The sequence below is a fragment of the Pullulanibacillus pueri genome (genome assembly GCF_014639255.1).
GTDB classification, from domain to species: Bacteria; Bacillota; Bacilli; order Bacillales; family Sporolactobacillaceae; genus Pullulanibacillus; species Pullulanibacillus pueri.
Genome location: NZ_BMFV01000038.1, coordinates 14048 through 39784, shown reverse-complemented (window position 1 = coordinate 39784; position 25737 = coordinate 14048). Strand labels below are relative to the sequence as shown.

General features: G+C 39.2%; 24 protein-coding genes, 1 pseudogene and 1 other annotated feature. Of the genes and pseudogenes, 6 read left to right on the top strand and 19 right to left on the bottom strand.

Going from position 1 to position 25737, the window contains the following annotated elements; genetic code table 11:
- Positions 1 to 96 precede the first annotated feature (96 nt).
- The gene (locus IEV91_RS18315; RefSeq protein WP_188498884.1) at positions 97 to 294 is read right to left on the bottom strand and encodes an alpha/beta-type small acid-soluble spore protein; all 198 of its coding nucleotides are present in this window, start codon (positions 292 to 294) and stop codon (positions 97 to 99) included.
- A gap of 123 nt (positions 295 to 417) precedes the next feature.
- Between IEV91_RS18315 and IEV91_RS18310 the strand changes: the two genes are divergently transcribed.
- On the top strand, positions 418 to 1014 hold the full coding sequence (locus IEV91_RS18310; protein WP_188498883.1) for a C39 family peptidase: 597 nt from the start codon (positions 418 to 420) through the stop codon (positions 1012 to 1014).
- A gap of 365 nt (positions 1015 to 1379) precedes the next feature.
- Here the strand turns inward: IEV91_RS18310 and IEV91_RS18305 are convergent, their stop codons facing one another.
- From IEV91_RS18305 to IEV91_RS18295, 3 genes are read right to left on the bottom strand one after another with little or no spacing between them, the layout of a single operon-like run.
- Positions 1380 to 2276 carry a glycine betaine ABC transporter substrate-binding protein gene (locus tag IEV91_RS18305; RefSeq protein WP_188498887.1) on the bottom strand — a complete coding sequence of 299 codons (897 nt, stop codon included), beginning with the start codon at positions 2274 to 2276 and terminating at the stop codon, positions 1380 to 1382.
- 9 nt (positions 2277 to 2285) lie between these two features.
- Positions 2286 to 3134, bottom strand: coding sequence for an ABC transporter permease (locus tag IEV91_RS18300; protein WP_188498882.1), 849 nt, complete (start codon positions 3132 to 3134; stop codon positions 2286 to 2288).
- A complete protein-coding gene (locus IEV91_RS18295) occupies positions 3131 to 4333 on the bottom strand; it encodes a quaternary amine ABC transporter ATP-binding protein (protein WP_188498881.1) in 1203 nt (400 codons plus the stop codon). Before IEV91_RS18295 ends, IEV91_RS18300 begins: the two co-directional genes overlap by 4 nt.
- 286 nt (positions 4334 to 4619) lie before the next feature.
- Between IEV91_RS18295 and IEV91_RS18290 the strand changes: the two genes are divergently transcribed.
- On the top strand, positions 4620 to 5177 hold the full coding sequence (locus IEV91_RS18290; RefSeq protein ID WP_188498880.1) for a GbsR/MarR family transcriptional regulator: 558 nt from the start codon (positions 4620 to 4622) through the stop codon (positions 5175 to 5177).
- A 653-nt stretch (positions 5178 to 5830) separates the two neighbouring features.
- On the opposite strand, the gene IEV91_RS18285 is transcribed toward IEV91_RS18290, so the two are convergent.
- Positions 5831 to 6682: a TIGR03943 family putative permease subunit gene (locus IEV91_RS18285; RefSeq protein WP_188498879.1), complete on the bottom strand. Its 852-nt coding sequence runs from the start codon at positions 6680 to 6682 to the stop codon at positions 5831 to 5833.
- Positions 6683 to 6696: 14 nt separating this feature from the next.
- Positions 6697 to 7611, bottom strand: a complete 915-nt coding sequence (locus tag IEV91_RS18280) for a permease (RefSeq protein WP_188498878.1) — start codon at positions 7609 to 7611, stop codon at positions 6697 to 6699.
- A 253-nt stretch (positions 7612 to 7864) separates the two neighbouring features.
- Here IEV91_RS18280 and ltaS point away from each other — a divergent pair, with 253 nt between their 5' ends.
- A complete protein-coding gene (ltaS, locus tag IEV91_RS18275; protein WP_188498877.1) occupies positions 7865 to 9865 on the top strand; it encodes a lipoteichoic acid synthase in 2001 nt (666 codons plus the stop codon).
- A gap of 660 nt (positions 9866 to 10525) precedes the next feature.
- On the opposite strand, the gene IEV91_RS18270 is transcribed toward ltaS, so the two are convergent.
- From IEV91_RS18270 to IEV91_RS18255, 4 genes are all read right to left on the bottom strand, one after another.
- Positions 10526 to 11188, bottom strand: coding sequence for an amino acid ABC transporter permease (locus tag IEV91_RS18270; RefSeq protein WP_188498876.1), 663 nt, complete (start codon positions 11186 to 11188; stop codon positions 10526 to 10528).
- 41 nt (positions 11189 to 11229) lie between these two features.
- Positions 11230 to 12087 carry a transporter substrate-binding domain-containing protein gene (locus tag IEV91_RS18265; protein WP_188498886.1) on the bottom strand — a complete coding sequence of 286 codons (858 nt, stop codon included), beginning with the start codon at positions 12085 to 12087 and terminating at the stop codon, positions 11230 to 11232.
- 152 nt (positions 12088 to 12239) lie between these two features.
- Positions 12240 to 12947 carry a Na-translocating system protein MpsC family protein gene (locus tag IEV91_RS18260; RefSeq protein ID WP_188498875.1) on the bottom strand — a complete coding sequence of 236 codons (708 nt, stop codon included), beginning with the start codon at positions 12945 to 12947 and terminating at the stop codon, positions 12240 to 12242.
- A 1069-nt stretch (positions 12948 to 14016) separates the two neighbouring features.
- A complete protein-coding gene (locus IEV91_RS18255) occupies positions 14017 to 14583 on the bottom strand; it encodes a PadR family transcriptional regulator (RefSeq protein WP_188498874.1) in 567 nt (188 codons plus the stop codon).
- Positions 14584 to 14790: 207 nt separating this feature from the next.
- Between IEV91_RS18255 and IEV91_RS18250 the strand changes: the two genes are divergently transcribed.
- The 3 genes from IEV91_RS18250 (at position 14791) to IEV91_RS18240 (ending at position 19095) form a co-directional block, all read left to right on the top strand.
- Positions 14791 to 17040 (top strand): YhgE/Pip domain-containing protein, encoded by a 2250-nt coding sequence (locus tag IEV91_RS18250; protein WP_188498873.1) that lies wholly within the window; start codon positions 14791 to 14793, stop codon positions 17038 to 17040.
- 595 nt (positions 17041 to 17635) lie between these two features.
- Entirely contained in the window at positions 17636 to 18382 is a 747-nt protein-coding gene (locus IEV91_RS18245) for a GTP pyrophosphokinase (protein ID WP_188498872.1), read from the top strand.
- Between the two features lie 548 nt (positions 18383 to 18930).
- Entirely contained in the window at positions 18931 to 19095 is a 165-nt protein-coding gene (locus IEV91_RS18240) for a hypothetical protein (RefSeq protein WP_188498871.1), read from the top strand.
- A gap of 138 nt (positions 19096 to 19233) precedes the next feature.
- Here the strand turns inward: IEV91_RS18240 and IEV91_RS18235 are convergent, their stop codons facing one another.
- The 9 genes and pseudogenes from IEV91_RS18235 to IEV91_RS18195 all read right to left on the bottom strand — a co-directional run.
- Positions 19234 to 19761 carry a GNAT family N-acetyltransferase gene (locus IEV91_RS18235; protein WP_188498870.1) on the bottom strand — a complete coding sequence of 176 codons (528 nt, stop codon included), beginning with the start codon at positions 19759 to 19761 and terminating at the stop codon, positions 19234 to 19236.
- A gap of 249 nt (positions 19762 to 20010) precedes the next feature.
- Positions 20011 to 20427, bottom strand: coding sequence for a GNAT family N-acetyltransferase (locus IEV91_RS18230; protein WP_188498869.1), 417 nt, complete (start codon positions 20425 to 20427; stop codon positions 20011 to 20013).
- Positions 20428 to 20586: 159 nt separating this feature from the next.
- Complete coding sequence (locus IEV91_RS18225; protein ID WP_188498868.1) at positions 20587 to 21369, bottom strand: HAD-IIB family hydrolase; 783 nt, start codon at positions 21367 to 21369, stop codon at positions 20587 to 20589.
- 230 nt (positions 21370 to 21599) lie between these two features.
- Positions 21600 to 21959, bottom strand: coding sequence for a hypothetical protein (locus IEV91_RS18220; RefSeq protein ID WP_188498867.1), 360 nt, complete (start codon positions 21957 to 21959; stop codon positions 21600 to 21602).
- 25 nt (positions 21960 to 21984) lie between these two features.
- Positions 21985 to 22551 carry a D-glycero-alpha-D-manno-heptose-1,7-bisphosphate 7-phosphatase gene (locus IEV91_RS18215; protein ID WP_188498866.1) on the bottom strand — a complete coding sequence of 189 codons (567 nt, stop codon included), beginning with the start codon at positions 22549 to 22551 and terminating at the stop codon, positions 21985 to 21987.
- Between the two features lie 39 nt (positions 22552 to 22590).
- On the bottom strand, positions 22591 to 23256 hold the full coding sequence (locus IEV91_RS18210; RefSeq protein WP_188498865.1) for a serine hydrolase: 666 nt from the start codon (positions 23254 to 23256) through the stop codon (positions 22591 to 22593).
- 49 nt (positions 23257 to 23305) lie between these two features.
- Positions 23306 to 24553 carry a tyrosine--tRNA ligase gene (gene tyrS / locus IEV91_RS18205; RefSeq protein ID WP_188498864.1) on the bottom strand — a complete coding sequence of 416 codons (1248 nt, stop codon included), beginning with the start codon at positions 24551 to 24553 and terminating at the stop codon, positions 23306 to 23308.
- Between the two features lie 42 nt (positions 24554 to 24595).
- Positions 24596 to 24813: a binding site (T-box leader), on the bottom strand.
- Between the two features lie 88 nt (positions 24814 to 24901).
- On the bottom strand, positions 24902 to 25198 hold the full coding sequence (locus IEV91_RS18200; protein ID WP_188498863.1) for an antibiotic biosynthesis monooxygenase family protein: 297 nt from the start codon (positions 25196 to 25198) through the stop codon (positions 24902 to 24904).
- Between the two features lie 35 nt (positions 25199 to 25233).
- A pseudogene (locus IEV91_RS18195) lies at positions 25234 to 25660 on the bottom strand (GNAT family N-acetyltransferase); the annotation flags it as partial.
- Between the last annotated feature and the right edge of the window lie 77 nt (positions 25661 to 25737).

The following is a 25737-nucleotide window of genomic DNA, read 5'->3' as shown; positions in this document are numbered from 1 at the left end:
TTAGATTTTTAAGTGGGGATAAAGAGTAGGAGCTTTACTCCTACCCCAACATTTGACTTAGAACCATAATATTTAATTAAAATGCCGTTATAAAAATTACTTTTGCCCTGGAAGTTGTTGCTGTGCTTGAGCAACTAAACGCTTCGTAATTTCTCCACCAACAGAACCATTTCCACGAGAAGTTGTATCGGCGCTTAATTGAACGCCAAACTCACTAGCGATTTCTTGTTTCATCTGATCGATAGCTTGTTCAACTCCTGGGACGAGCAATTGATTGCTATTGTTACTTGCCATTTGAATCACCTCCCAGTCCTTATTGTAGCCACCCCACTCACTTATATGTAATCTATATAAAAGAAGGTTTTTCCACTCGTTAAACAGAAGTTAAATTTATAGCTTACATGAGGAGGAGAAATCATGATACACACTAAACTTATTGATGTTCCATTGATCTCACAATTGCCTGAGCTTCCAAGAGGATGCGAAGTCACTTCGTTAGCCATGCTATTATCGCACGCAGGCCTTCATGTGGAAAAGGAAAGACTTGCTGAAGAAATTATTAAAGTTCCCTTTGAAGAGAATGGACTTCGAGGTCATCCCAATGATGGTTTTGTTGGCGATATGTATAGCTTTGAAACCCCTGGACTTGGGACTTTTCATTCTCCCATTGCCTCTTTGGCCCAACACTATTTGGGGAATCAAGTGGTCGATCTCACCGGATGCGCATGGGAAAGAATTGAAGAGTGCATAGATAAAGGAACCCCAGTATGGGTCATCGTCACTAGTCGTTATCGCTTTCTTGAAGACGAGTTTTGGGAAACATGGGAAACGGCTCACGGCAAGTTATCCATCACCTACAAAGAGCATGCTGTTGTCCTTACCGGTTATGATCATGACACTGTGTATTTTAATGATCCCCTTGATAATATAAAAAACAGACCTGTAAATAAGAATGATTTTATTGCCGGCTGGAAACAATTCGGGCATCAAGCCATTATATATCAAAAAGCTTAAACATTCACAAGTGCAACCGGGGCTCAAGAATATGAGGAGACTAGGCGAAGTATGTCCGGTCCTTTTTAGAGTAATGAAAAGTTTTTCATACCGAAATCAGCCTTCAGCATCGGGTGGATTGGAGCGGAAGAACAACACGTGTCCGAAGATCCACTTGGGAAACCCGTAGCTCATCCCAAGTTAGCTGAGACCACTAAGGACGAGCGGCTAAACCCGTCACGTCCTTGTGACAACGCCGAAGCTAGCACTAGCACCTCAACCATTTTTCGATGACAACAGAATTTTATCCTTTTTAAATAAAAATAAGTGGTACCATTTTGGTACCACTCCTAATTGACTGGGTTTTGTCCCAAGCCTCTTTAATATTATTTCTTTAAATCGCTAATGCTATTAACATCTTTCATATATTTTGGAACAACAAGGCCTAACTTTGTTCCTTCTAAGCTGGTACCAAGGTCTTCAACTTGATCCTTGTATTGCTTGTAGTAGGCTTCGTGAGTAACAGGTAACCAAGCCGAAAGTGTAACATCTGCACTTCCTTTAGCCACGGCACCCCACATTGGACCAGCATCTAATTGCTGCAAGGTCACTTTATAGCCAAGATCTTCAAGCACAGCCTTCACAACATTATGACTGGCTACCGCTGATGACCAAGCAACATAAGCCATCTTTATTTCTTCACCATTCCCTTTTTTAACACCTTTAGTCCATTGATCTACCTTATCCTGATTATCTTTCAACCATTCTTTTGCAGCTGCTAAAGCATCGTCATTATCTTGTTGCTTTAACATGACGGCGTTCATATCATCATCAGTCCATTTGAACTGACTAAAGAACTTTTTTAGATTCGGATGTTTCTCAGAAAAGCCTTTGTGGGCAATCGTGTGAATATCTTCTGCCTCACCAAAAGATTTTTTGGGATCATCCAAATATTTGAGGTCAAATTGGGCAAACATCCAGTGTGGCGACCAACCAGTAATGACAATAGGTTCTTTATTTTCATAGGCCTTTTTTAAAGAGGCAACCATGGTTGATTCACTACTTGTTTGAACTTTGTACTTATCGAGTCCATAGTCTTCAACTGATTTTTGTGCCGCTTGGGTAACACCAGCACCTGGGTCAATCCCTGTAATCGTGTAATCTAATTGTTCTCCAATGGACTTTGAACTCCCACTCGCCTCATCTGATGATCCGCAGCCGACTAACGCGAAGCCGATGAGCATCATCATAGCAAGTAAAACTGCACTCAATTTCTTCAAAATGTACTCCCCCTAAGATTTATTTTTTCTTGTATTTTGTGTAATCCGATCAAGCACAATTGCAATAATAACAATCGCTAAACCAGATTCGACACCAATGTCAAGTCTCAGCTGTGTTACAGCGAGATATACTTTTGCACCTAATCCTGGTGCGGCCACAAGTGAAGCAATAACCACCATGGATAGTGCAAGCATGATACTTTGATTAATCCCTGCCATTATTGTTTTCATGGCTAGAGGTAACTGAACTTTAAACAACTTCTGCGACGTTGTAGACCCAAAAGCTTCAGAGGCTTCGATAAGATCCTCAGGGACTTGGCGAATCCCCAGCCCTGCCATACGAATCGTCGGTGGCATTGAGAAAATAACTGTCGCCACAACCCCAGGTGCCATCCCTGTCCCAAATAAGAACAAAACCGGAATGAGGTAAACAAACGCAGGCATCGTCTGCATAAAGTCCAAAATAGGCGTAATAATATTTTTGGCCGCATCACTCAGGCCAATCCATATGCCAAAGGGGATCCCGATAATTATAGAAATGATAATAGCGGTTAATATAAGCCCCAATGTTTGCATCGTATCAGGCCAGTAGCCAAGATCAAAAATAAACCATAATCCGACAAGAGAAAATATTGCAACGCCCCATCCGCTACGCCAGAATGCGATGGCAGCTACAATAATGATAAAGACGAACGGATTAATCCATGTAAAACCATCAACAAGTTGTTCAACAAACCAATTAATTCCGTTTCCCAATCCCGTAAAAAAGGTCTCAGTATGGTTTACAAAGGCATCAACCGCGTCTTGAACCCAAGTGCCAATTTCAATCTTAGGAATAAAATGATGATAAGTGTCGCTCATTTTGTCACCCCATCTCCGTTAAGAACTTCACTGCTGTCTGCCATGACATCAATGATCGCACTTCTTTTAACAATGCCTCTAAGGCGTCCTTCCTCATCAACCACTGGAATAGGTACAGATGAACCGGAAATAACTTCAAACATATCCATCAGAAGCGTATCCAAACGTACGGTCTCTACTTGTTTTAATACGTCTTGGATCTTTAGACCTTGCTCTGCTGCCCGAGCGGCTTCATCACCATACAGAATGCCAAGAAATTTTTTATTTTTATCTATGGCATAGACAGTCGAAACCCCTTCATCCTTCATGATTTTCATTGCCACTCGTAAACCGCGGCTCACTTCAATCGTCTCCGGACGCTTCATAACATGCTCAGCAGTGAAGACCTTTGTTACGTCAACATCTTCTACAAACTGCTCAACATAACGATTTGCCGGGTTCATCAAGATCTCTTCTGGAGTTCCTATCTGAACAACCCCACCATCTTTCATCAGTACAATGCGGTCTCCAATACGCAAGGCTTCATCGAGATCATGTGTTATAAAAACGATGGTCTTCTGCATTTTACTTTGCAAATCCAATAATTCATCCTGCATGTCTTTACGAATTAAAGGATCAAGAGCACTAAAAGCTTCATCCATGAGAAGGACATCTGCATCATTAGCCAGGGCACGTGCTAAGCCAACACGCTGCTGCATGCCTCCCGAAAGCTCTCCTGGTTTTTTGTCCTCATAGCCTTTGAGTCCAACTAATTCCAGAGCCTCCATGGCCTTCTGATGCCGTTCTTCTTTCGGAATCTTCTGAACCTCTAAGCCATACTCCGTGTTTGCCAAAATCGTTCGATGTGGAAAAAGCGCAAATCGTTGGAAGACCATACTCATTTTATTTCTTCTTGTATTCCGAAGTTCTTGCTTGTTCATTTTGGTGACATCTTTACCATCAATGAGAACCGTCCCTGAAGTCGGTTCAATCAAGCGATTAAGTAAACGTACTAGGGTTGATTTCCCGGATCCTGATAAACCCATGATGACAAAAATTTCTCCATCTTTTATGGAAAAGGAGGCTTGGTTGACACCAACCGTCATCCCCGTCTTATGTAAGATGTCTGATTTCGTTAATCCTTGATTCAACAACTCGACACCACGTTTAGGATTTTTCCCAAACACTTTTGTGACACTGCGCACTTCAATCTTATCCATCTTTTCACCTCTACTTTCACAAACACGCCCTAGTGATCTACTAAAACGTTCGTTTGCGTTACTCCCTTATCTATTCTACCTATTAGACTATTTTGTAACAAACCTGAAATATAAAGAATTCCGTTTATTTAGTTCGTACAGTTAATACTGTACGAACTTTTGCTCTTGTATCCTTAAAAATGCTCTAAAATCCCCCAGAATCCTTATCAGGTGCTAGTTTTTAATTTTTTGTTTTTGAGGTATCATACTAATTGAGAACAAAACTTGTTTCTAGGTGGTTGCTTTGATGGATCAAAAAGACAATAAGAATAAGGAACTGATTGAAAGGGCCTGTGAACGCGTCATTGAAACAATTTCTCTTAATATGCATCTTTATGGGGTAACACCTTCTATTGGGAGACTTTACGGGACGCTCTTTTTTAAAGACCAACCGATGACATTGGATGATATGAAAGAAGAGCTTCAAATGAGTAAGACAAGTATGAGTACATCTGTTCGCACACTTACCGACCTCAACATGGTGGAAAAGGTTTGGATCAAAGGGGAAAGAAAAGATCAATACGAGGCAAAAAAAGACTGGTACCAAATTTTCTTTGATTATTTTAATCATCAGTGGCGCAAGGTTATTCAAGTCAACTTAAATGCGATCAATCAATCCTTAAAAGAGCTTGAGGATCTTGCGTCTGACCCAAGCCATTTATCGGAAAGGGAGCATGAAGAAGTTCAAACAGCGATCGAAAAACTTCTTTACACAAAAGAATATTATCATTGGCTCGGCCTATTGTTTGACCAGTTTGAGTCAAAGGAGATCTTTAATTATATAAAAAAACCCAATGAAGATTAGTCTCTTCATTGGGTTTTTTGGGGCTATAATCCTATTGAGTTCCAAGAGGTTAAGAAAAATCGGAAAAGCATCTCGAGTTGCCGTTTAAGCCATCAATACTTTTCTATACAAAAAATCACCTCAACAACCAAGTTAAAACGGAAGGCTATGAGATTTGGAATCCTTAAGTATCATGTTTCTCAAGAATCGCTTACTCATGATTGTCTATCGTCTGTCAAACCTCCAAAAGTGGACGGGATTAAGGAAAGTGTGCAACCTAGAATAGATAGCAACACCATGTCCTATTCTAACATCTAGAACACTTTTTCTTTTAAAAAGAATACTAAGACAAAACAAAGTAATGAATACAAATACCGAACAATGCAAGTTCAAAGATGGAGTAGGAAACCGAAGATCGTCGTCAAAATGCGGAGACTCAAAACAATCGTACGTAAGAACCACGATTTTTTCTACGAATTATTCTCCTAGTCCTTTTCTGGAATAGCACATGTCCGAAGATCCACTTTGGAGCACTAAAGGTCTGAATCCAAAGCGAGCTGAGGCCGTTGACCCGCGGAAAGCGAAGTGTTTTGACGTAGCGATCTACCTCATGCTAAAAATAAAGAAAGATCCGTTCATTCAAACAGAATGTTCGGATCTCTCTTTTTCATGTATTAATATTGTCTATAGACATACTCATCTTTTGGAGCTTTGACAACCTTCCACTTTGTTACCTTTAAATAAGGAATCGTTTGTTTAAAAGGCTGGTAAAAGGTTGTGGATAACGTTCCTTCGACTTGTAACCATTCATCATCTTTATAATTTACATCTTTAGGGAAGTCTAACATCATGCCATAGACACCTGCATCAGCAATACAGTGAACGATGCCAAACCTAAACACGAATAATTGATTTTTTTCTAAATCGTCACCATGATAGACAAACCCTTTTAACGAGATGGTTTTCCCTTCGAAATCTCCTGGGAAATTATAAACGGTTTCTAATCCTCGTAAAAAATTATCATCATTTAAGGTAAGACTGTTGCCTTTTCCATATTTTGCACGGTCAGAGGTTGACATCTTTTTATATTGATCGGCATCATAATACAACGTCGTATCCGGCCTTAGGATTTGGTGATTGGCATACTGATCCTTATCATTATCTATCTCTGCAAAATGAAATCCCTTTGCTTTTACAATGTTAGAATCCAAGGTCGCAATCGGCAGAAATATTCCTGTTACTAAAGGAAAAAGTAAAAGCCCATAGACCATAACTTTCTTTAAAAATGTATTTTCATCCTTCGAATGATCGTGTCCATGATGATCATGATGATGTTCTTCTTCCGGCTTATTTTTCCCTTGCTTGTTCCACTTAATAAGCTGATAAAAGGCTAGGAAGGCAAAAACAAAGATCATGATAAAAGTCAGATAAGAATATTTCATATTAATGTATTTACTGATATCCCCTGTAGCATGGAGATGTAAAAACAGATACATGAAACCAAACAAAATGATAAAACGTATCATTGATTATTCACCTCTTATAATAGTAAAGCGCCTAAAAACACAAGGACGATAATTGAACCCACTAATGTAAAGACAAATCTTCTCTTAAATGTACTTAACATCATGATCAGGTTTTTGATATCAACCATGGCTCCAAAAACAAGGAATGCTGTTAAAGCACTGGAACTAAATGTGCCTCTAAAAGAAGAAGCAATAAAAGCATCTGCTTCTGAACAAAGGGACAAAATAAATGCAAGCAACATCATCACAAGGATGGCTGTGACTTTAGTATCGCCTAATGTCAAAAGTGTACTTGTTTTTAAATAAACTTGCATAGCCGAAGCAATAAAAGCCCCTATAACTAAAAATTTTCCCACAGAGAAAAATTCATCAAGAGCATGATTAATGACTTCTTTAATTTTCGCCATCGCTGACATTTTATGAATATGTTCATGTTCGTGGTGATGGTGGTGATGTTGTTTACGGTTCTTTTGAACTTTTTGTTCAATAAAATGCCGCAATTGATCATCATTAAATAAGAAAGAAATAATAAGTCCTACCAAGAAAGCAACCACGATGGCTAGTCCACAACGATCAAAAACCATCTTCCAACTGTTACCGAAGGCTACATACGTTGAGAATATCACAATCGGATTTATAATTGGTCCTGTGAGCATAAAGGAAACGGCCGCATGGAGAGGGACCTTTTTCTTGACCAACCTCTCAGTAATAGGTACAATGCCACACTCACAACCAGGGAAAAGCGAGCCAATACACGTTCCAAATAATACGGATAAAAATCGATTCTTTGGTATGACTTTCGCAATAAGTGCCTCAGATACAAATATTTGTATAATAGCTGAGATAAACACGCCGACAACAACAAAAGGAATGGCTTCTATAAGGATACTGATAAAAATAGTATTGAGTTGTAAAAAAGATTGGTTCATAATTCCTTTCCTTTCTAATATAATGCCATACAGTAGAATATAATACGCCATGCTTTTAAAAACAATGGCATATAAAATTATAAATTTAACAATTTATTTACTTAAAAAATATATATTTAAAAACTCTTCATATCCTGCTATAATAATAACTTATGGAGCGTCTTTCAAGCCTTTCCTGCTAATATGGGATTTTTCTCATAATCAAACCATATTAACAATAACCGTTTATGGTAGTAAACCAGGAGGTATTTCTATGAATTTGTTAAAAACAACAAACAAATGGCTGAACAAAAATTATTCGTTTTATTTAATTGCAGTCATACTACTTTGGATCAAAACATATATCGTTTATCGTTTAGAATTTAAGTTGGGAATTGATAATGATCTACAGAAGTTCTTGCTTTTTGTAAATCCTATTAGTTCCTCACTTTTTTTCCTAGGCATTGCGCTCTTTTTTAAAGGAAAGGTACGCCTATGGACGATGATCGCAATTGAATTTATTCTTTCTTTTCTTCTTTACGCGAATGTGGTCTATTATAGGTTCTTCAATGACTTTTTAACAGTTCCTGTTCTTACACAGCACGGTAACTTTGGACAACTTGGTGATAGTACACTTGCACTCATGAACGGAACAGATATTTTCTATTTTCTCGATACTTTCATTCTCATTGCCATTGTTCTTTTCAAGGTGGTCAAAACACAAAGCCGTATACAGCGTCGTGGGATTCTCTCAGTTTTTGTTTTTGCAATTATGATTTTTGCTGCAAACCTGGGACTAGCCGAAGGCGATCGTCCACAGCTGTTATCAAGAACATTTGACCGAAATTACTTGGTAAAATACCTTGGTGCCTATAACTTTTCAATCTATGATATTATTACCAGCGCTCGTTCATCGGCACAAAGAGCGTTTGCTGATAGTAATGATCTTACTGATATCGAAAACTTCACTAAATCAAACTATACGGCCCCTGATCAAGATTTGTTTGGTAAAGCTAAAGGGATGAACGTTATTTATGTTTCCATGGAATCTTTAGAGAACTTCATGGTTGACGAAAAACTTGATGGAAAATATGTTATGCCTTTCTTGCATAACTTAGAAAAGGATCAGAATACCTTCTATTTTGATAATTTCTTCCACCAAGTGGGACAAGGGAAAACATCGGATGCCGAGTTTATGATGGCCAATTCACTATTCCCGCTTCCACAAGGGGCAGTATTTACACAGAAGGCATCGAATACGTATCAGGCTCAACCACAAATCTTGGCTAATAATGGCTATACAACAGCAACACTTCACGGAAACTATAAAACTTTCTGGAACCGTGATGAGATGTACAAGTCACTTGGAATTCAAAAATTCTTTGATGCCAATTATTACGATATGAAAGATAAGAATGTAATCAACTATGGTATGAAAGATAAACCGATGCTCAAAGAATCAATGAAGTATCTTGAAGGCCTACCACAGCCTTTCGAAACGAAAATTATTACACTTTCAAACCATTTTCCTTTTGAATTAGATAAGGACGATATTGATTTCCCTGCTGCAGACACTAGTGATACTGTTGTAAATAAGTACTTCCAAACCGCTCACTACATGGATGAAGCTTTGGAACAGTTCTTTAATGATTTAAAGAAATCAGGGCTCTATGATAATACCGTCGTCGTCTTGTATGGTGACCACTATGGTATATCGACAAACCATAATGCAGGAATGCAACAGATCATGGGTAAAAAGATTACTGCTTATGAAAATGCTCAACTCCAACGCGTGCCTCTTTTCATCCACGTTCCTGGAGTAAAAGGTGGCATAAAACACACCTATGGTGGAGAAGTTGATGTTAGACCGACAGTCTTACATCTTCTAGGGATTGATACCAAAGACTATATCTCATTTGGTTCTGACTTATTGTCACCAGAACATCGCGAAATTGTACCGTTCCGTAATGGTGACGTTATGACACCTAAATTCGATAGTGTCGGTGGCAAATGTTACAGTAATCCTGATGGAACCCTTGTAAGTAAGGACAATTGTTCTGATGCCACAGACTTCGCTAAACAAGCACTAGATCTTTCGGATAAAGTCGTTTACGGTGACTTGTTAAGGTTCCACGATGTTAAAGGCTTTACGCCAGTTGATCGTTCTAAGATTGACTACAATTCCGATCAGACCGTTAACACACCTGTCGATCCGAATAGTGAGTCAACCGATAAAAATGATTCAACGAACACTAAAGATAACAAAGATAAATAATTTAGATAAAAAAGAGGCCGTCTCAATAGTCCTAAAATAGGAGGACTGAGATGGCCTCTTTTTAATGTCCATGTCGCCTAGAATGAGAACGGTGTAGATTTAACGAAGGAAGTCCTATCTTCCCAAAGCAGCTCCATTTGTATAGCGATGTCTCTATTGCGTAGATCGGGACGTCACTGCAAGGTGATACCTAACCCGAGCTAATAGTGTAGATCTCGCTCCATGTCACTGGCACATAAGAGGGTGTGGACTAACAAAAGAGTCGGCTTACACACAAAAGCTTGCCGCAACTCACAAACAGTGCACATATCATGGTGGATACTAACAAAAGACCACCGCGCACGCACCTCACACAAGAGGTAATAGACTCAAAAAAAGTACCGGTAGCAATCCAGTGGATTGGAGCGTAACGTGCCACGGAAGACGGAGTGTCTTTCCGTAGTGATGATATGTGATGTCGTCGCAAATCATTCAACTCCGAGCGATAATCTTTTAAAAATACCTTATGCATCGAATAATGACATCCTTAGAAGCTTTTTTAGACACCCTTTAAAATTAATGTTGGACTTCAATAGCAATTATAAATACCCCACATAAGCAAAAGAGACCCTCCTCAAAAGCCTCGCCTTTGGGACAGTCTCTTTATCCTAATTAAGAAAATTAATATTTGGCATCGATAGTCATGCGCTTCTCAAGATAGTTCTGTAATCCCGATATGACCACACAGACTACCCAATAGATAATAGCTACAAGAATATACATCGTAAATGAATCAAGCGTACGTCCTGCCACCACCTGTGCTTTTTGAAAAAGCTCCGAGACGCTTATCGTTGCTGCAAGTGACGAGGATTTAACCAAATCAAGAAAGACATTCCCTAGCGATGGAATCGCAATCCGAATGGCCTGTGGAAGGATAACATAAAACAGTGTTTGCCATTTTTTTAATCCGAGTGCTATAGCCCCTTCCCACTGTTCCTTCGGGATGGCATTAATGGCAGCCCGATTAATTTCAGCCATGTAACCCGCACTATTTAAACTGAAGCCAATTAACGCTGCAGTGATCGCGTCAAGATCTATGCCTACGACGGGTAACCCCATATAGAGGATAAAGAGGAACACAATAATAGGTGTGCCTCTCATAAAGGAAATATAAAAGCGAGCCGGCCAACGTAAGTAAGCATGATCTGAATTCCTCATCAGTGCCAAGAAGAGACTCAGAATTAAACCAAGTCCCATACTCACCACAGAGATTAATAAAGTATTTCCCACACCTTGAACGACGTAGGGAAAGGATTTAATCGCTAACCATGGATCGACTGTCATTGACTTTCTCCTTTATTAATATTAACAAACATTTGCTTCAATTAGTCTAATGGAACCTCTCTGACCTTTTCCTTTGGCTTTTTAGAAACATCAGCCCCGAAGAATTGTTCACCTAGTTTTTTAAGTGTACCATCATCCTTCATCTCTTTTAACGCCTTGTTAATCTTTTCGTTTAATTCATCAGAACCCTTTTTCGTGATAAAGGCATCCTCACTTAAATTAAATTTAATATCTGGATGAATAACGAGTCCCAAATCAGGATAAGCCGCTAATCCCATTTTACAAAGGTAATAATCGTTTAAAATCACATCCGTACGACCCAATGACACATCTTTTAAGTAAACATCATTCGTCGCATTTCCATAAGTTTTAACTTCAGCACCAAATTTTCTAGCCACTTGACTATAGGTAGTGGTTGCCGCTCCACCTGCTTTTTTACCTTTGAGGTCCTCTAGTTTTTCAATACCCGAATGATCTTTTGCTCTTACAATCGCGACACCATAGGAATATTTAAAAGGATCTGAGAAGTCGAATTTTTTCTTTCTCTCGTCCGTAATGCTCGCTGTTGAAAGATCAATTTTTCCATTTTGAATGCTTGGCATGACGGCGTCAACGCCCATTTCCTTAAACTCAATTTTTAATCCAAGCCGTTTAGCAAGCTCACGATCAACCTCTACTTCATAACCTGTTAATTTATCGGTCTTTTCATCATGATAAGAACTCCCTACAAGAGTTCCTGATGTAGCCACAACAATTTTACCTTTTGCTTTTATTTTGTCCCAATTAGATTGGGATGCCTGCTTATCGCTGCTACTTCCTTGACCACATGCAGATAAAAGGATTAGTAAACATGTAGTAAAAATAGCCATGAATATCCCCGAACGACGATTGACTTTCATCATATGCACCTCATTCTATTAATGAATTAAAGTATAACAAGTTTTAGAATAACAAGGTGCAAGAGCGATTACAATAAATATCGTTTGAATTTAATATTTTCATATAGTATCAATTTTCTTTATTTTGCGGTGTGAGAGTATATTGAACCCTTCTACTGTGTATCAATAAGCTTTGGCTTTAAAATTAGAACAGCAATATCCTTATCCTCTTCAAAGTTCCAATCTATGAAAATTTCACTAATCTCTCGTTCTAGTAAATTCTCAAAAAAGGTTACACTTCTATCGTGTACATTCTTAGTTATCTTCTTTTTCGCGTTCAACAGTACTTTTTTAAACCCCATTTTGATCAGTTCTCTCTCAAGCTCAATCAACACACCCTTTTTGATGATAATTAGCGTTCGAGAATTAATGAGAAAGGACTCAATCTCTTGTGGTCTTCTATGCACTTTATGGGTAAACTCCATAATTTTTTGATGAAGGAGCTCTTTTTTTGAATAGGCCTCATTACTTTGAACTTCATGTTCCTTAAATATCCCCACTAACATTCCTGTTCTATTTTCTAGATTCCAATCATAGTAGAATTCTTTAATGTCCATTGAAGTACTTACCTTAATGTGAGCTCTTATCTCAGGTATAAGGTTTTCCATTAAGATGGACCTCATTTCTAATACCGTTGTTTCTTGTTGTTGGTCTAATAAAATCCTTTCCATAGGAGTCATAAAATTTTTTAGATAAATGGTAATAATAGAATGCCCTAATGAGACGTAAACGGATTCTGGTCCCTTTCCAAAATGATCACGAAGGGTCCGCCCTATATAACTCGCAATTTTAGTATGTAAAAGTGTATTTTTGTTTACCATGATGCTCGCCTTTCTAAAATCTATCATTTGTTTTAAATTCTTTAATGTCTTATCCATCGGATTTTTATATCGATCTATTTCGAGAACACTAGTGCATATCTTATGTAAAGACTTTTCATAGGTTAAAGTGAATTGTGCGTCAATCCTAAAACCACCGTTACGGACATACACTTTGCTTTCCTTAGGCTCACAGAACGTGACGATTGAGCCGATCGTCCTTAATTGGCAGCAGTTCTACTGGTTATCGCCAGCGGCTCTCTGACTCGCTCTGTTCCCACTCCCTCAAGATTCTCGCATAGCACCCTTCAGTCAGTCGTGCTGAGAAACAGATTCCGTGACAAAAGTGTTCTGAATCTCGCGCCCTGTGCTTCATTCCACTGGATTGCTGTGGAAGCTTTCTGTTAGTCAACTGCCTCCTTGGTATGGGTGCAACATTCTTTTGTAAGTCAGCGCCCTCTTAAGTGCGAGCGCTACGCTCTTTGTGAGGTTTACTCTTGTTATGTGCGCTTGCTATTACGTCACACACTCTCTATCCATAGCGCTAAAGATGCGAATCTAGCCCATTGACAAACCCATCCAAAAACTTCAAAAGAAAAAGCCAAAATAGAAGCAGTTAAAACTACTCCTATTTTGGCTTATGTCCAGCTCTATTTGTCTAGTTCATTTCCACCAACACATATAATATTATTAGACCTGTAGATATTTTCTTAGTTATAAGGAATAGCTTTAACATTTCCCCTACCCTATTTTATTAATAAGTGTCTATTTAATCAACTTTTATAATCCAAATATAAATAAAACCAAAAATTTTTAAAATAAATATTAGATAAAAAGTAAGTTTGGGATAAACTCAATTATATTTATCATTTTTAGGAGGGTGAGTTATGACACATCTACAAATTCAAGTCATAAATCATTTAAACGCGATGCCACTAAGTCTGACGAACATTTGGAAAGACTATTAGCACCATTATTCTAAATGTCGTGGCACGGCAATTTTGAATTAATCTCAAAGCGGATTTCCAATCTTTTTCTTTATTTTGAACAACAAAAGGCTTGATTCTAGCTATTAAAATGGATACGTCAAGAAATTCAATTTATCTTTGTCTAATAAATCCAAAACCCACTGACACCAGCGAATGTCAACATACGTTTGATGCAGGAGTTGTTGGAGCAAAATATACCGCCCAAATTCAAGGGTTTGAAAATCTGTCAGGACACCATCACAATCAGCCTTTAAGATATCTAGACGTTCATTACAGACCCGTGCTTTTTTCTCAAGATATTTAATGCGTTCATTAAACAGTTGTTTTGCCTCGGCTTTATCCTGTAAACCCACCAAAAAAGCCTTTAAAACAAATTCGTCCCTTAATAGCGCCGGTGCATTAGGTTGGTAGAACCACTCTTCGATTACTTCCTTACCCTTTTCTGTTATGGTATAAACCTTTTTATTGGGTTTATCGGCCTGTTCAACGATTTCCGAAGTCACAAACTCATCTTTCTCTAGATTTGCTAGTGTTCGATAAATTTGGCTATGCTTCACCTCACGAAAGGGCTTTAAATAGTTCATAATATCATAACCACTTGATGAATGGGCATTAATGATTCCCAATATACCATATGAAATAGTATTCATGGTCCTTCCCCTCCTAACTTCATTAAATAACTCACAGAATCAGTCCATTTTCTCCTTACATCATAACATAAAACGATGGTTAAATGCCTTCTCGTCAATATATGTAACTAATCACATATAATTATCTTGATTTATGAAATCAAAAGGTCTATCATATGTACTTAGTTTCATAATAATATAGTCAGTAACAAGGAAGGTGACCATGTATTGAATGCTATTTCTTCTTTAATGAAAGAATTAAGCGTTATGGTGAAACACAAACTACTATTGATCGCATCCTGTATTATCCTTTTCATTCCATGTCTCTATGCTGGGATGTTCATTTGGTCCTATTGGGATCCTTATTCCAAAGTAAACACGTTACCCATCGCTGTAGTCGATCAGGATACCGGGACGACAATAGAGGGAAAAAGCGTTCATATAGGAAAGGACCTCAGTCATGAGTTAACAGACAGTAAAGATTTAGACATTCGAATGATGACTGAAAAACAGGCGGAGCAGGGGCTCAAAAACAACGATTATTATGTGGTCTTAAAAATACCTAAGGATTTTTCTAAGGATGCCATGAGCGCACTTGATGACACCAAGAAAAAAGCGGAGCTCGAATTTATTCCAAACGAAGGCTATAACTATACCGCAGCTTCTATTGGAGAATCTGCACTAGAGAAAGTAAAGGAAAAAGTAGCCCAAACGGTGACCCAAGCTTATGTTCAATCCCTTCTTCAAGCCCAGAAGGAGGTAGGAACAGGTCTCACCCAATTGGCTAATGGTGGTGGACAAGTGAAGGATGGCATTACCAGTGCTGAACAGGGAGCAGACGACCTTCATAACGGTATTTCTAAACTTGCAGCCGGAAGCCTTCAATTTAATCAAGGGATTGATCAGTTCAATTCCGGTCTACAAGCTTCCAATGCTGGAGCTAGTAAACTTGTTTCGGGCTCGTCCGATCTGAGTCAAGGTTTAGGCGAACTGCAAACAGCCGGCAAACAATTAGTGGATGGTTCCAAGGCTCTGAGCGATCATTCAAAACTATTGAGTCAAGGAACAAACGACATACTAAACGGCGTCAATACTCTTTATCACAAAGTCAAAGATGGCAGCCAGGCCTCTCAAACGGGAGTAAATCAACTTGGGCAAGGCATTGATCATCTATCCTCACAAGCCAAAGGCTTAAATCAAGGTGTGGCTAATACCACTGAATCCATGACACAAACGATTAATAGCCTTCAGGAAACGATCAAAAATAATGACTCGCTTTCAGACACGGAAAGACAAGAACTAGAGACACAAATCATGACTCTTCAAAGGAGTGTTGATCAATTATCGGAACAGACCACAGTTTCTGATGATATTACGCGTTCAGCCAGTACACTTAAACAAGGCATTGATCAGTTAACTAGTGGTCAAACCGAAATTCTTGAGGGCATTGGGACCCTTAAATCAGGCGCTGCTACTTTAAACGCCCAGACCCGTCTTTTTTCTGAAAAAGAAGGTGAACTTGCTTCGGGTATGCAGCAACTCCAACAAGGCATCGTCTCAGCCAAATCGGGGTCGGAGCAACTGGTAAGTGGTAGCGGAGCCCTTTCGAGTGGAATCAATGAGCTTGCCAATGGGGCTTCCCAGCTCTCGCAATCTTCATCTGATCTAGCCAATGGTGCCTCACAAGCAAATGCGGGATCAACGAGCTTGGCAAATGGTCTGAATCAGCTCGATCATGGCGCATCAGATTTATCGGATGGTCTTAATACAGCCACTGACAAAGTGAATGAGAAATCATTTCAAGTGGATGATTCTGCTGATTTTATTTCGAATCCTGTGAATATGCATAAGCATCCTTTTAACCATGTAGCAGAATACGGACCTGCCTTTGCACCTTATTTCTTATCGCTGGGTCTTTATGTCGGCATGTTTTTATTTTGTTCAGCCTTCCCATTGACGACCGCTTTTGGTGCTCGTTCGGGCTTCAGCTGGTTTACAGGCAAATTAGGAGTAGTGTTGTTCATCGGTATTCTTCAAGCCATTATCTTGGACGGGCTGATTTTACTTATGGGAATCCACGTGGAAAATGTCCCCATATTTTTGCTTTTCTCTATCCTTTCAAGCTGGTGCTTTGGAAGTATACTCTTATTTGTTAATGCTGCCCTCGGAACCGTTGGACGTTTTGTCACGATGGGCCTATTAATCTTGCAACTCACCTCGGCAGCGGGATCATTCCCATTGGAATTACTCCCTAAGTTCTTCCAAGAAATAAGCCCCTATATGCCGATGACTTATACCGTCTTAGGGTTTAAGTCCATGATTTCTGCAGTGGACTCGTCGAAACTTTCATTAAGCACTTATTCACTGCTTGCTTTCTTTATCGCTGGAGCTATTGTCTCCTTACTCTATTACATCGCTCGTTTCAAAAAGGACCAAAAAAAGACAGCAGAAAAGGCCGTCGCGTCCACACAGAGTTAAAACTTAGAAATGACCTTTACCCTAAAAATGGGTGAGGTCATTTTATATTTCACAAATTTGTCATAGAGATGTTTACTTTTCGATATCTTGCGCTGTCACTTTTATTTCATGATATAGTAAGGATAGAAGCGAAGGAATGAGGGCTAAAGGCAAGAAAAACAGGACATTAGTCCGGTCCTTATTAAAGCACTGTAAAGGTTTTTAATATCAAAAGGCACCTTCAGTACCAGTTGGAGTGGAGCGAAAGACGCGAGATTCGGAACACTTATACAGAGTGTACGGATGCCTAAACTAGAGTCCTTAGAGCAGCAACCCGCGTGACTTCACGAGTAATCTTCGAGTTGTTCCGAGAAAGCTGACTTCGAAGCAATACTCGTTAGACGCAGGAACAGGGGACTTTTAATTGTAAATACTTTGGAACACAAAGAAGAGCCCATTCCAAAATGAGCTGAGGCCGTGCCCTAGAAAAGCGAGCGTTATGAAGCGGAAATCCACCCAGTCCTGATGACTATAAATCTTGGGCTTTCTTATTTTTTAAAACAGACAGTCAAAAATCATTGTAAATGATTGAACAGTGAAAGAAAGAGGTTAACCAATGACAACATTATTCGATGCGAATATTAATCAACTTAAAGCTATAAAGGTAGAATTAACACGATTTATTATGTCCTATAAGTTTGCTTTAGATGAAATGATGACAAAAATTAATATCTTAAAAGAAGAATTTAACTACATTCATGATTACAACCCAATTGAACATATTAAATCACGCATAAAATCACCTGAAAGTTTACTGGACAAAATGTACCGTAAAGGGCTCCCCTTTTCAACACAAGCGATTAGGGAAAATATAAAAGATATTGCAGGCATTCGTATTGTTTGTTCCTTTATTTCGGACATCTATGCATTGAGTGATATGCTGCAAAAACAAGCAGATATCAAAATCATTGAAACGAAGGATTACATAAAAAATCCTAAGCCGAACGGGTATAAAAGTCTTCATCTCATTCTAGAAATTCCTGTATTCATGTCTGACCGCGAAGAACATCTTCCTGTTGAGATTCAAATTCGAACAGTCGCTATGGACTTTTGGGCGAGCTTAGAACATAAAATTTACTATAAGTTTGATGAGGCTGTCCCTAAAGAAATGACAGATGAATTAAAAGCTACCGCCCGACTAGCCGCTGATTTAGACCAACGGATGGAAAACCTTCACAAAGAAGTCAACACCATTAAAGATAGTCATGAAGCAGAAGATACCCTAAACAGTCTGCAATCTGCTAAAGGAGGCTACCAGCTGCCTCTCAATTTATTAAAATCATTCATCAATGAAGCCGAGTAATGGTCTAGATAGAGACTGGGACAAAATAAAGTAATGAACACAAATATCGAACAATGTGAGTTCAAAGATTAAGTAGGAAACGGAAGCGCAGTCAACATGTTCAACTAAAAAATCGTAAGAACCACGATTTTTTCTGCGAAGATTATTCTCCTAGACGCTTTTCTTAGTCCAGCGGGAACAGCAACCCGCGTGACTTCACGAATCAACTTTGAGTTGTTCCGAAAAAGCGGACTCCGAAGCAATATTCGTAGATGCAGGAACAGGGGACTTTTATTCATAAGTTCTTTGGAGCACTAAGAGACCGACTCCAAAGTGAGCTGAGGCCGTGCCCCGCGAAAAGCGGTATTTTGACGGAGCGAATCGTCTTATACTAAGGGATTTTTCTATGAATGAAAGACTTCTGTCCCAACCCTTCTTTCTATTCCAAGCAGTCCAAACCAATAAAATCATGATATATGTCAATAAGAAAGGAGGGAAATTAATAATGGGAACTGCAGTCCAACAAATACTGGATTGAGATTCAAAACAAGCATTATCGCTTGGAAGACTTGGCGGAAGGTCAAAAGGAAACGGGAACTGCGATGTCTGATATGGACTCAGATTTTACTTCTCTAAGAAACGAAGTCACCGATATTCGTTCAGACATCACCCTAGTACGCTCTGATGTCACAGAGGTTAAAGTTGGGCTTGATCAATTACAAAAAAATCAATAATAGTTGAGGCTCTTATACTGAGAGAATAGTCCATTACGCTGACGACAACACTGAAGCGTTGAATAAACGCGTCTATATGTTAGAAACGGATATGCAACGCCTTACCGACAATAAAGGGAACTCAGTTATTCCTCACTATTAAGCTTTGAAATCATTGTTAAGATCTAACCACCCGTAGGCCACTTCGATCAAGCTTTGATCCCCGATCGTTATTTCTTCCTGATTGACTTCAATTGCACCGAGTTTTTCATAAAAATGACGCGATGTATTGTCTTCAAGGACCCAAACAAGCATTGAAGATATATCACTCTCTAGACATTTTTGGACTAAGGATCTTACAAGCTCAGTGCCTATTCCCATATACTGATAGTCTTCTAGAATATAGATGGCATAGAGCTCACCTTTAAATTGAGCATAAGCCTTTGTTCTTTCTATTCCACCACTTGAAAACCCAACAATCGTTCCTTTTTCCTCTTCAGCCACAAATACATACGTTTTGGCTTCAGAAATAATTTTCTGCCATCTTTCTTCTCTTATCTGCTTGTCTAATGATGATAAATAGTCTTCAGAAACAATGTCCTTATAGGTTGTCTTCCAACTTTCAACTTGTACATGTGCTATATGGGCAGCGTCTTCGATGACTGCCTCCCTGATCTTAATGGTCATTTGATCGTCTCCCTGCTACAGCTTGAACCTTAATATTTCTAGATTCAAACGCTTTTTGTATTGATAGAATATAAGATTTTACCTATCCACTCAGGAATCATTAATTTTAGTCTTTTCCTTGCCTTATCTCCGACTAAACTGTTCATTTAATATAGGTACCGGATGGATCTTGAATCATCACATGATGATCCTCTTCCTTTATGATTTCCGTGCCTAAATGTTTGAGGCGTTCGATCGGTTTCCACGGACTTATAACCTTTTTTCTAGAAAAACCTGACAAAACCCCTTGGGATGATCTTCTAAAGTCCCAAACACTTGGTAGCCCTGTTTCTTATAAAACTCGGGTGATTGAAAACTAAAGCTATCTAAGGAGATAAGTCGACAATCCTTTTCACGGGCGAACGCTTCCATTTTAGCAAGTAACGCTTTCCCATAACCTCTTCCTCGCAGAGACTGATCGACCCATAAAAAGTCGATATGCAGATGGTGCCAAAACATATTCCCCGTGATTCCTCCAACAATCTTTCCCTCGCTATTCTTCAAAATAAAACTTATGTTTTCATTGGGTGTCTTGATCGCATCCGGAAGTTGTTCCATGTTATGTTCAATCACCTTTCTCCTTATGTATTGTACCTCTTCTTCATGCCATTGCTGAAAGAGTTCCATTAGAGCCATTCCCCCTATTATGTTCATAAATAGATGTCATTAGAAAAAGCAACACCGTTTGATGTGTTGCTCATGTGAGTCTACTATTTTATAGCAAAATTTATCATTTAGCTACAATGCTTTAAAACTTATTAATCACTAGCGACTCCTCGAAAAACGTTATCTCATAGACTTGACTGAACTTCTCCACCTCTCCGCAAGTTGGAGCATAGTCGCACAGATCAGCTGTTCAATATTTCTTTCTAGAGGAATTTTTTCATTAGCTATTTCCGCTAGCTGAGCATGATCTCCAATCATCACAGCATGTGCCGCATTTTCCAGCAGCGTCACGTCATTCGCATCGTTACCAAAAGCAATATACTCACCTTTTTTTATACCCAAAGTCTGTAACGCCTGCCATTTATCAATGTCTGGCGGGCTGATGTCTATGACTTGCTCATTTTGATGGCGATGAACGACAACATCTAGGGCTTCCAAGTGTGTAGCCAGCGCGTCAAGATCAGTGGCTGTTAAGACGAGAACTTTTACAACCGGATCAAGGATCTCTAAAGCCACTCGGTTCGCTAGCCCTTCTGGATCAAGATTGTTAAGTATCGGGTGATCAAGGGGTCCTGTGTAAGCATAATCCCATGTCCCATCAATCAAATACGTCGCTTTATATTGATGGATGAAGGTTTTAATCTTGATGAGTTGATCTTTCTCAAAGCCTCTAGTCAAAACACTTTTGCCCTTTTTATAAATCAGTGAACCATTCCCTCCAATCATCGTATAATCATGAAAGCTTTTATCGATGACTGGCAGCATATCGCGAATGGGACGTGCGGAAGCAAAGATCACTTCATGTTCCATACCCTTAAGTTGCCCAATACTTTTTAAAATCTTTTGGGAGACAGGCTGTCCTTTAAAACAAATCGTGCCATCTAAATCAAATACGAAGTACACGCGCTCCACCTCCTAGCTCTTTTTGACTTTATGTATGCTCGAAAGACATCCTCAGTTATGGCACACTAGACCTATCACTCTCTCTTCATGTCAGGCACCCACTGACTTATTGATTCTTATTCATAGGTTGAATTACCTTAGTCTTTCCTTTCTTATCCTTACTGTATCAATTTTTATATAACTCTCAGAATATTCTATTTCCCGGGCAAGATTGATAACATCCTTTGCAATTACTTTCCAAGAATATAATCAAAGCCATTATACTCCATGACAAGAAGAAGGAGTGCAACCGCGAATCCCATTAAAGAGGCTTTAAATTTAACCTTAGGTTGTTTACCTGTCCAAAGAAGATACAAGAGCACAAAGACAAAGCCAAGAGGAAACCACAAGCGAAAAACGTCGTGAACATCATCTTTTTGATAAAGAGGCACGTTCGTACAACTGATCAAAAAGTAAAGATAGAGGGTAAAGCGGCGTTCCTTTAATTCCTTACTCCACTTTATTAAACGATTAAACATCATCGCCAGTATGACTACCATTAAAATAAAACCAACATTAATTGTCAGTGAATCCTTTACATGAATAACCATTTCCTATCCTCCAAAATATCCCTCTTTAATGCCTTATAATAATGAGCCGCTGTCCTGGATGACCAAACTCTACTGTTTTCAAAACATCCGTAGCAACAACATCGGGTTGCGCATCTTTCTGCACACGTTTTAGCCTTTCAAGGGTGTGAGTCCCTCTTCCCGTTAAAACAAGGATTTTCTTAGCTTGGACAGCATTAGCAGCTTGCAAGTCGCTAGTTCGATCTCCAACGACATAACATTCATCAAGATGCAAACCATGTTCAGCCTCAGCTTGAAAAAGGAGGAATGGACTTGGTTTACGGCAGACGCAATGGTCGTCAGGACTGTGTGGGCAATAATAAATCCCATCTAAAAACGCTTGCTCCCTTTTCAATGTCTCTTGCATCCTTTGGAATCCTAGCAGCAGTTCTTCCTCTGTGAATTTTCCCATTCCCACCCAGCTCTGATTCGTCAAGAGGAAGACCTTGATGTTATGCTCATTGAGTTTTCTAATCGCATTAGCCGCATAGGCATAAAGTGTGAAATCCAAAGGATGGACACCACCGCCAGTACCTCCTATCGTGCCATCGCGGTCTAAAAAAACAGCTGCCACATTTGCTCCCCCTTTCTTAAAAATACATAAAACACATAATTATGGTTCGATGGCTGTCGACTGATAGACCTTCATTATTTCATAGCCTACTTTTTGAAGAGTATTCTCTAATGTTGTCCATGGAATCGACGGATCGCTTGTTTGCAGACAACCAACAATAACCAGCCGTCTCCCCTGTATATCCCAATAACCGATATCGTTGCACACGCCATCAAAACCACCGGTCATATGATACCACTGACCCCCTAGCCTAAAACCATCGGGATCGGCTTGTTCTCTTAATGCCTTCATAATAAGGTCCTTTGCTGGCGCCTCTAACCCATTCTCTTTAGAAATAAAAGACAGAAATTCATATAATCCTCTTGGCGTCCCCACATTCTTCTCTTTATCCCGATGATTCTGATCCGTCATAATATCAAATTGAAGAGCCACTAATTGTTGATTTATTTTTCCAACGCTTTGCTTCTCTAAAAGCGTCTCATAAGCCTGCTGACTGTGATGACTTATTGTATTTTGAATAACGGTTCCACTAAATCTCTTCGTATTCCTCAATGATAAAACAGCAGTAATCATTTTTGTAAGACTGGCTAATGGGAACCATTCATCCTCATTGAAGGTGATCACCGTTCCCTCATGTAGATCTGAAAAATAAAAGCCGAATCTCATTCCTGGCTGGATCATTCTTTCAATGTTTTTGACTAACATTATTGAAAAGCCCCTTACGCTAAAAATGTATACACATATTCATTAATAATTACTTCACAACGATTCTCATAAATTTCCGTTTCCCCACTTGAATAATCATATCTCTTTCAATCACTATATCGTCTTTAGGGTCTTGTACCTTTACTTCATTAATCCTCACGCCACCATTTTGTATCATCCTTCTAGCTTCGCTCTTAGAGGTGAAGAAGCCAATCGTTACGAGTAAATCTACGATAGCGACTTCACGATCATTTTCCCATTGAAATTCAGGGATTTCGCTGGGCAGCTGCCCTTTCTGAAAAACATTTTGGAAATAAGTCTCGGCTTCCTCTGCGGCCTGCGCACTGTGGAATAAGGTAACAAAGGTTTTCGCCAGCCTCACTTTGGCATCACGAGGATGAAGGCTTCCATTCATAAGCCCTCGTTCTAGATCTGCGAGTTCCTCATGGCTCAAAGGGGTCGCCAATTGAAAGTATTTCATCATTAGTTCATCGGGAATCGACATACATTTTCCAAAAATGGTATTAGGCGTTTCACGAATCCCAATATAATTACCTAAGGATTTTGACATTTTCTTTTGCCCATCCAGACCTTCTAGTAACGGCATGGTCATCACGACTTGCTTTTCAAGACCGTAAGCCTCTTGGAGCTGTCTTCCCATTAAGAGATTAAACTTCTGGTCCGTTCCTCCCAGCTCAATATCCGTTTTAAGCGCAACGGAATCATAGCCTTGCATTAAAGGATAAAAAAATTCGTGAAGGGAAATGGCTTGCCCTGATTGATAGCGTTTTTCAAAATCGTCTCTTTCAAGCATGCGGGCAACCGTGGTTTTCGCCGCTAAATTAATGACATCTGTAAAATTTAAAGTTGATAACCATGTTGAATTAAACGTAACGATCGCCTTTTCCATATCAATGATTTTGCCAAACTGCTCGACATAAGTTTTCGCATTGGCTTTCACTTTTTCATCAGAGAGCTGCTTTCTTGTTTCTGATTTCCCCGTTGGATCCCCTATCTTTCCTGTAAAATCACCAATCACGAGCTGAACGGTGTGTCCAAGATCCTGAAACTGCCTTAACTTTTGTAAAACAACAGTATGCCCAACATGAACATCTGGAGCAGAAGGATCAAGACCTAATTTGATATTTAGTGGCTTTTCCATACTGAGTGAGTGAATGAGCTTTGTTTTTAAATCCCCTTCAGGAATGACTTCTGCGCTGCCTCGTGTAAGAATGGCTAACTGCCGCTCGGCTTCTTTTTCAACAGCAGCGTTGACATGATGATTTAGCTTTTCCATCGTTTTAAACTCCTTTTCAATCCAAATAAAAAACGCCCCTATAAAAGGGACGAATCACCGCGGTACCACCCAAATTGAATGTTTTTTTACATTCCACTTGTCTGTTAACGGACAGTTCAACCGTTTCCCGCTACTCAACTAAGCTTTCCCAGGAAAATTCTCAAGGAGGTAATTCATAAGAGGTTATGTGCTGATTCACAGCAACCATCAGCTTTCTGAAACAGGGAACCCTTACTACTTATTCCTATCATTGAAAGGACTATTTGAAATTATTAGTGTTTATTATAATATGTAAAACGAGCCTGTCAAGTGCCATTCTCTAAGTCTCTCAAAATAATGTTCAAGTTTTTAGAATGAATACTCTCTTTCAATCTTACAAATTTTCACTTTGTACTCACTATACCAAAGGTCTTTTCCTTTTCGTTGTACAGCTTGGTGCTTAGCATTTTCTCGCCACAGCTTTATCGCCTCTAAAGATTCCCAATAAGAAACTGTAATCCCATCACCCTCAGGATTTCTTGCACTCTCCACACGAATAAAACCTGGCTGCTTTTTAGCCAATGCCATCATGTTATCTGAAGCACGCGCATAGCCACTTGCATCCTGGTCCGTCCTTTTTGATGTAAAAATAACCGCATAGGCCATTGTTCCTTACTCCCTTCTTCATTTATTCTCAAAACCATTTTAAGAAATTCATACCGCCTACCATTCGTTTCCTGATTGTTGGTCCCATAGGCTTAAATCCAGCTTTTTTATACACTTAATGGCTCTTTTATTAAAAATAGCAAAAGATAAAGTGATCATTTCTGATGCAAAGTGTTCCTTTACAAAGTCAATTTCTGCTCGAACAAATGCTAGACCCTTTCCTTCCTTCGTTATATCTGGTCGCATGCCGGGTCCTATTTCAGTCGCCTTCTCTTTAGTTTCTTCAAAGCTAAAGAAGCCCACTAAGCTTGCATTTTCAATCACACTCACAACAGCATCACCGCGCTGATCAGAGTCCAAAAATCCCCGAAGGTCCTCTTCATCTGCTGTCATATCATAAAATGAATAGATTTCCTCATAATGCCAGTGAAAAGCAATATTCTCTGCCTCTTTTTGTGTCATTTTTTTAATCGGTAGGGCTCCATTTCTCTATACCCCAAAAACTCCCTTATTTATGTCAAATTAAAGTCTATATTCAA

What these genes read in the sequence shown, in the direction of transcription:
- IEV91_RS18270 (WP_188498876.1), bottom strand. Translation starts at nt 11,188, where the DNA reads ATGACAGTCGATCCATGGTTAGCGATTAAATCCTTTCCCTACGTCGTT.
- IEV91_RS18230 (WP_188498869.1), bottom strand. Translation starts at nt 20,427, where the DNA reads ATGGAACTCTTTCAGCAATGGCATGAAGAAGAGGTACAATACATAAGG.
- IEV91_RS18245 (WP_188498872.1), top strand. Translation starts at nt 17,636, where the DNA reads ATGACAACATTATTCGATGCGAATATTAATCAACTTAAAGCTATAAAG.
- IEV91_RS18255 (WP_188498874.1), bottom strand. Translation starts at nt 14,583, where the DNA reads ATGAATACTATTTCATATGGTATATTGGGAATCATTAATGCCCATTCA.
- IEV91_RS18290 (WP_188498880.1), top strand. Translation starts at nt 4,620, where the DNA reads ATGGATCAAAAAGACAATAAGAATAAGGAACTGATTGAAAGGGCCTGT.
- IEV91_RS18315 (WP_188498884.1), bottom strand. Translation starts at nt 294, where the DNA reads ATGGCAAGTAACAATAGCAATCAATTGCTCGTCCCAGGAGTTGAACAA.
- IEV91_RS18265 (WP_188498886.1), bottom strand. Translation starts at nt 12,087, where the DNA reads ATGAAAGTCAATCGTCGTTCGGGGATATTCATGGCTATTTTTACTACA.
- IEV91_RS18210 (WP_188498865.1), bottom strand. Translation starts at nt 23,256, where the DNA reads ATGTTAGTCAAAAACATTGAAAGAATGATCCAGCCAGGAATGAGATTC.
- IEV91_RS18235 (WP_188498870.1), bottom strand. Translation starts at nt 19,761, where the DNA reads ATGACCATTAAGATCAGGGAGGCAGTCATCGAAGACGCTGCCCATATA.
- IEV91_RS18200 (WP_188498863.1), bottom strand. Translation starts at nt 25,198, where the DNA reads ATGGCCTATGCGGTTATTTTTACATCAAAAAGGACGGACCAGGATGCA.
- IEV91_RS18280 (WP_188498878.1), bottom strand. Translation starts at nt 7,611, where the DNA reads ATGAACCAATCTTTTTTACAACTCAATACTATTTTTATCAGTATCCTT.
- IEV91_RS18310 (WP_188498883.1), top strand. Translation starts at nt 418, where the DNA reads ATGATACACACTAAACTTATTGATGTTCCATTGATCTCACAATTGCCT.
- IEV91_RS18300 (WP_188498882.1), bottom strand. Translation starts at nt 3,134, where the DNA reads ATGAGCGACACTTATCATCATTTTATTCCTAAGATTGAAATTGGCACT.
- ltaS (WP_188498877.1), top strand. Translation starts at nt 7,865, where the DNA reads ATGAATTTGTTAAAAACAACAAACAAATGGCTGAACAAAAATTATTCG.
- IEV91_RS18260 (WP_188498875.1), bottom strand. Translation starts at nt 12,947, where the DNA reads ATGGTAAACAAAAATACACTTTTACATACTAAAATTGCGAGTTATATA.
- tyrS (WP_188498864.1), bottom strand. Translation starts at nt 24,553, where the DNA reads ATGGAAAAGCTAAATCATCATGTCAACGCTGCTGTTGAAAAAGAAGCC.
- IEV91_RS18285 (WP_188498879.1), bottom strand. Translation starts at nt 6,682, where the DNA reads ATGATACGTTTTATCATTTTGTTTGGTTTCATGTATCTGTTTTTACAT.
- IEV91_RS18295 (WP_188498881.1), bottom strand. Translation starts at nt 4,333, where the DNA reads ATGGATAAGATTGAAGTGCGCAGTGTCACAAAAGTGTTTGGGAAAAAT.
- IEV91_RS18220 (WP_188498867.1), bottom strand. Translation starts at nt 21,959, where the DNA reads ATGGTTATTCATGTAAAGGATTCACTGACAATTAATGTTGGTTTTATT.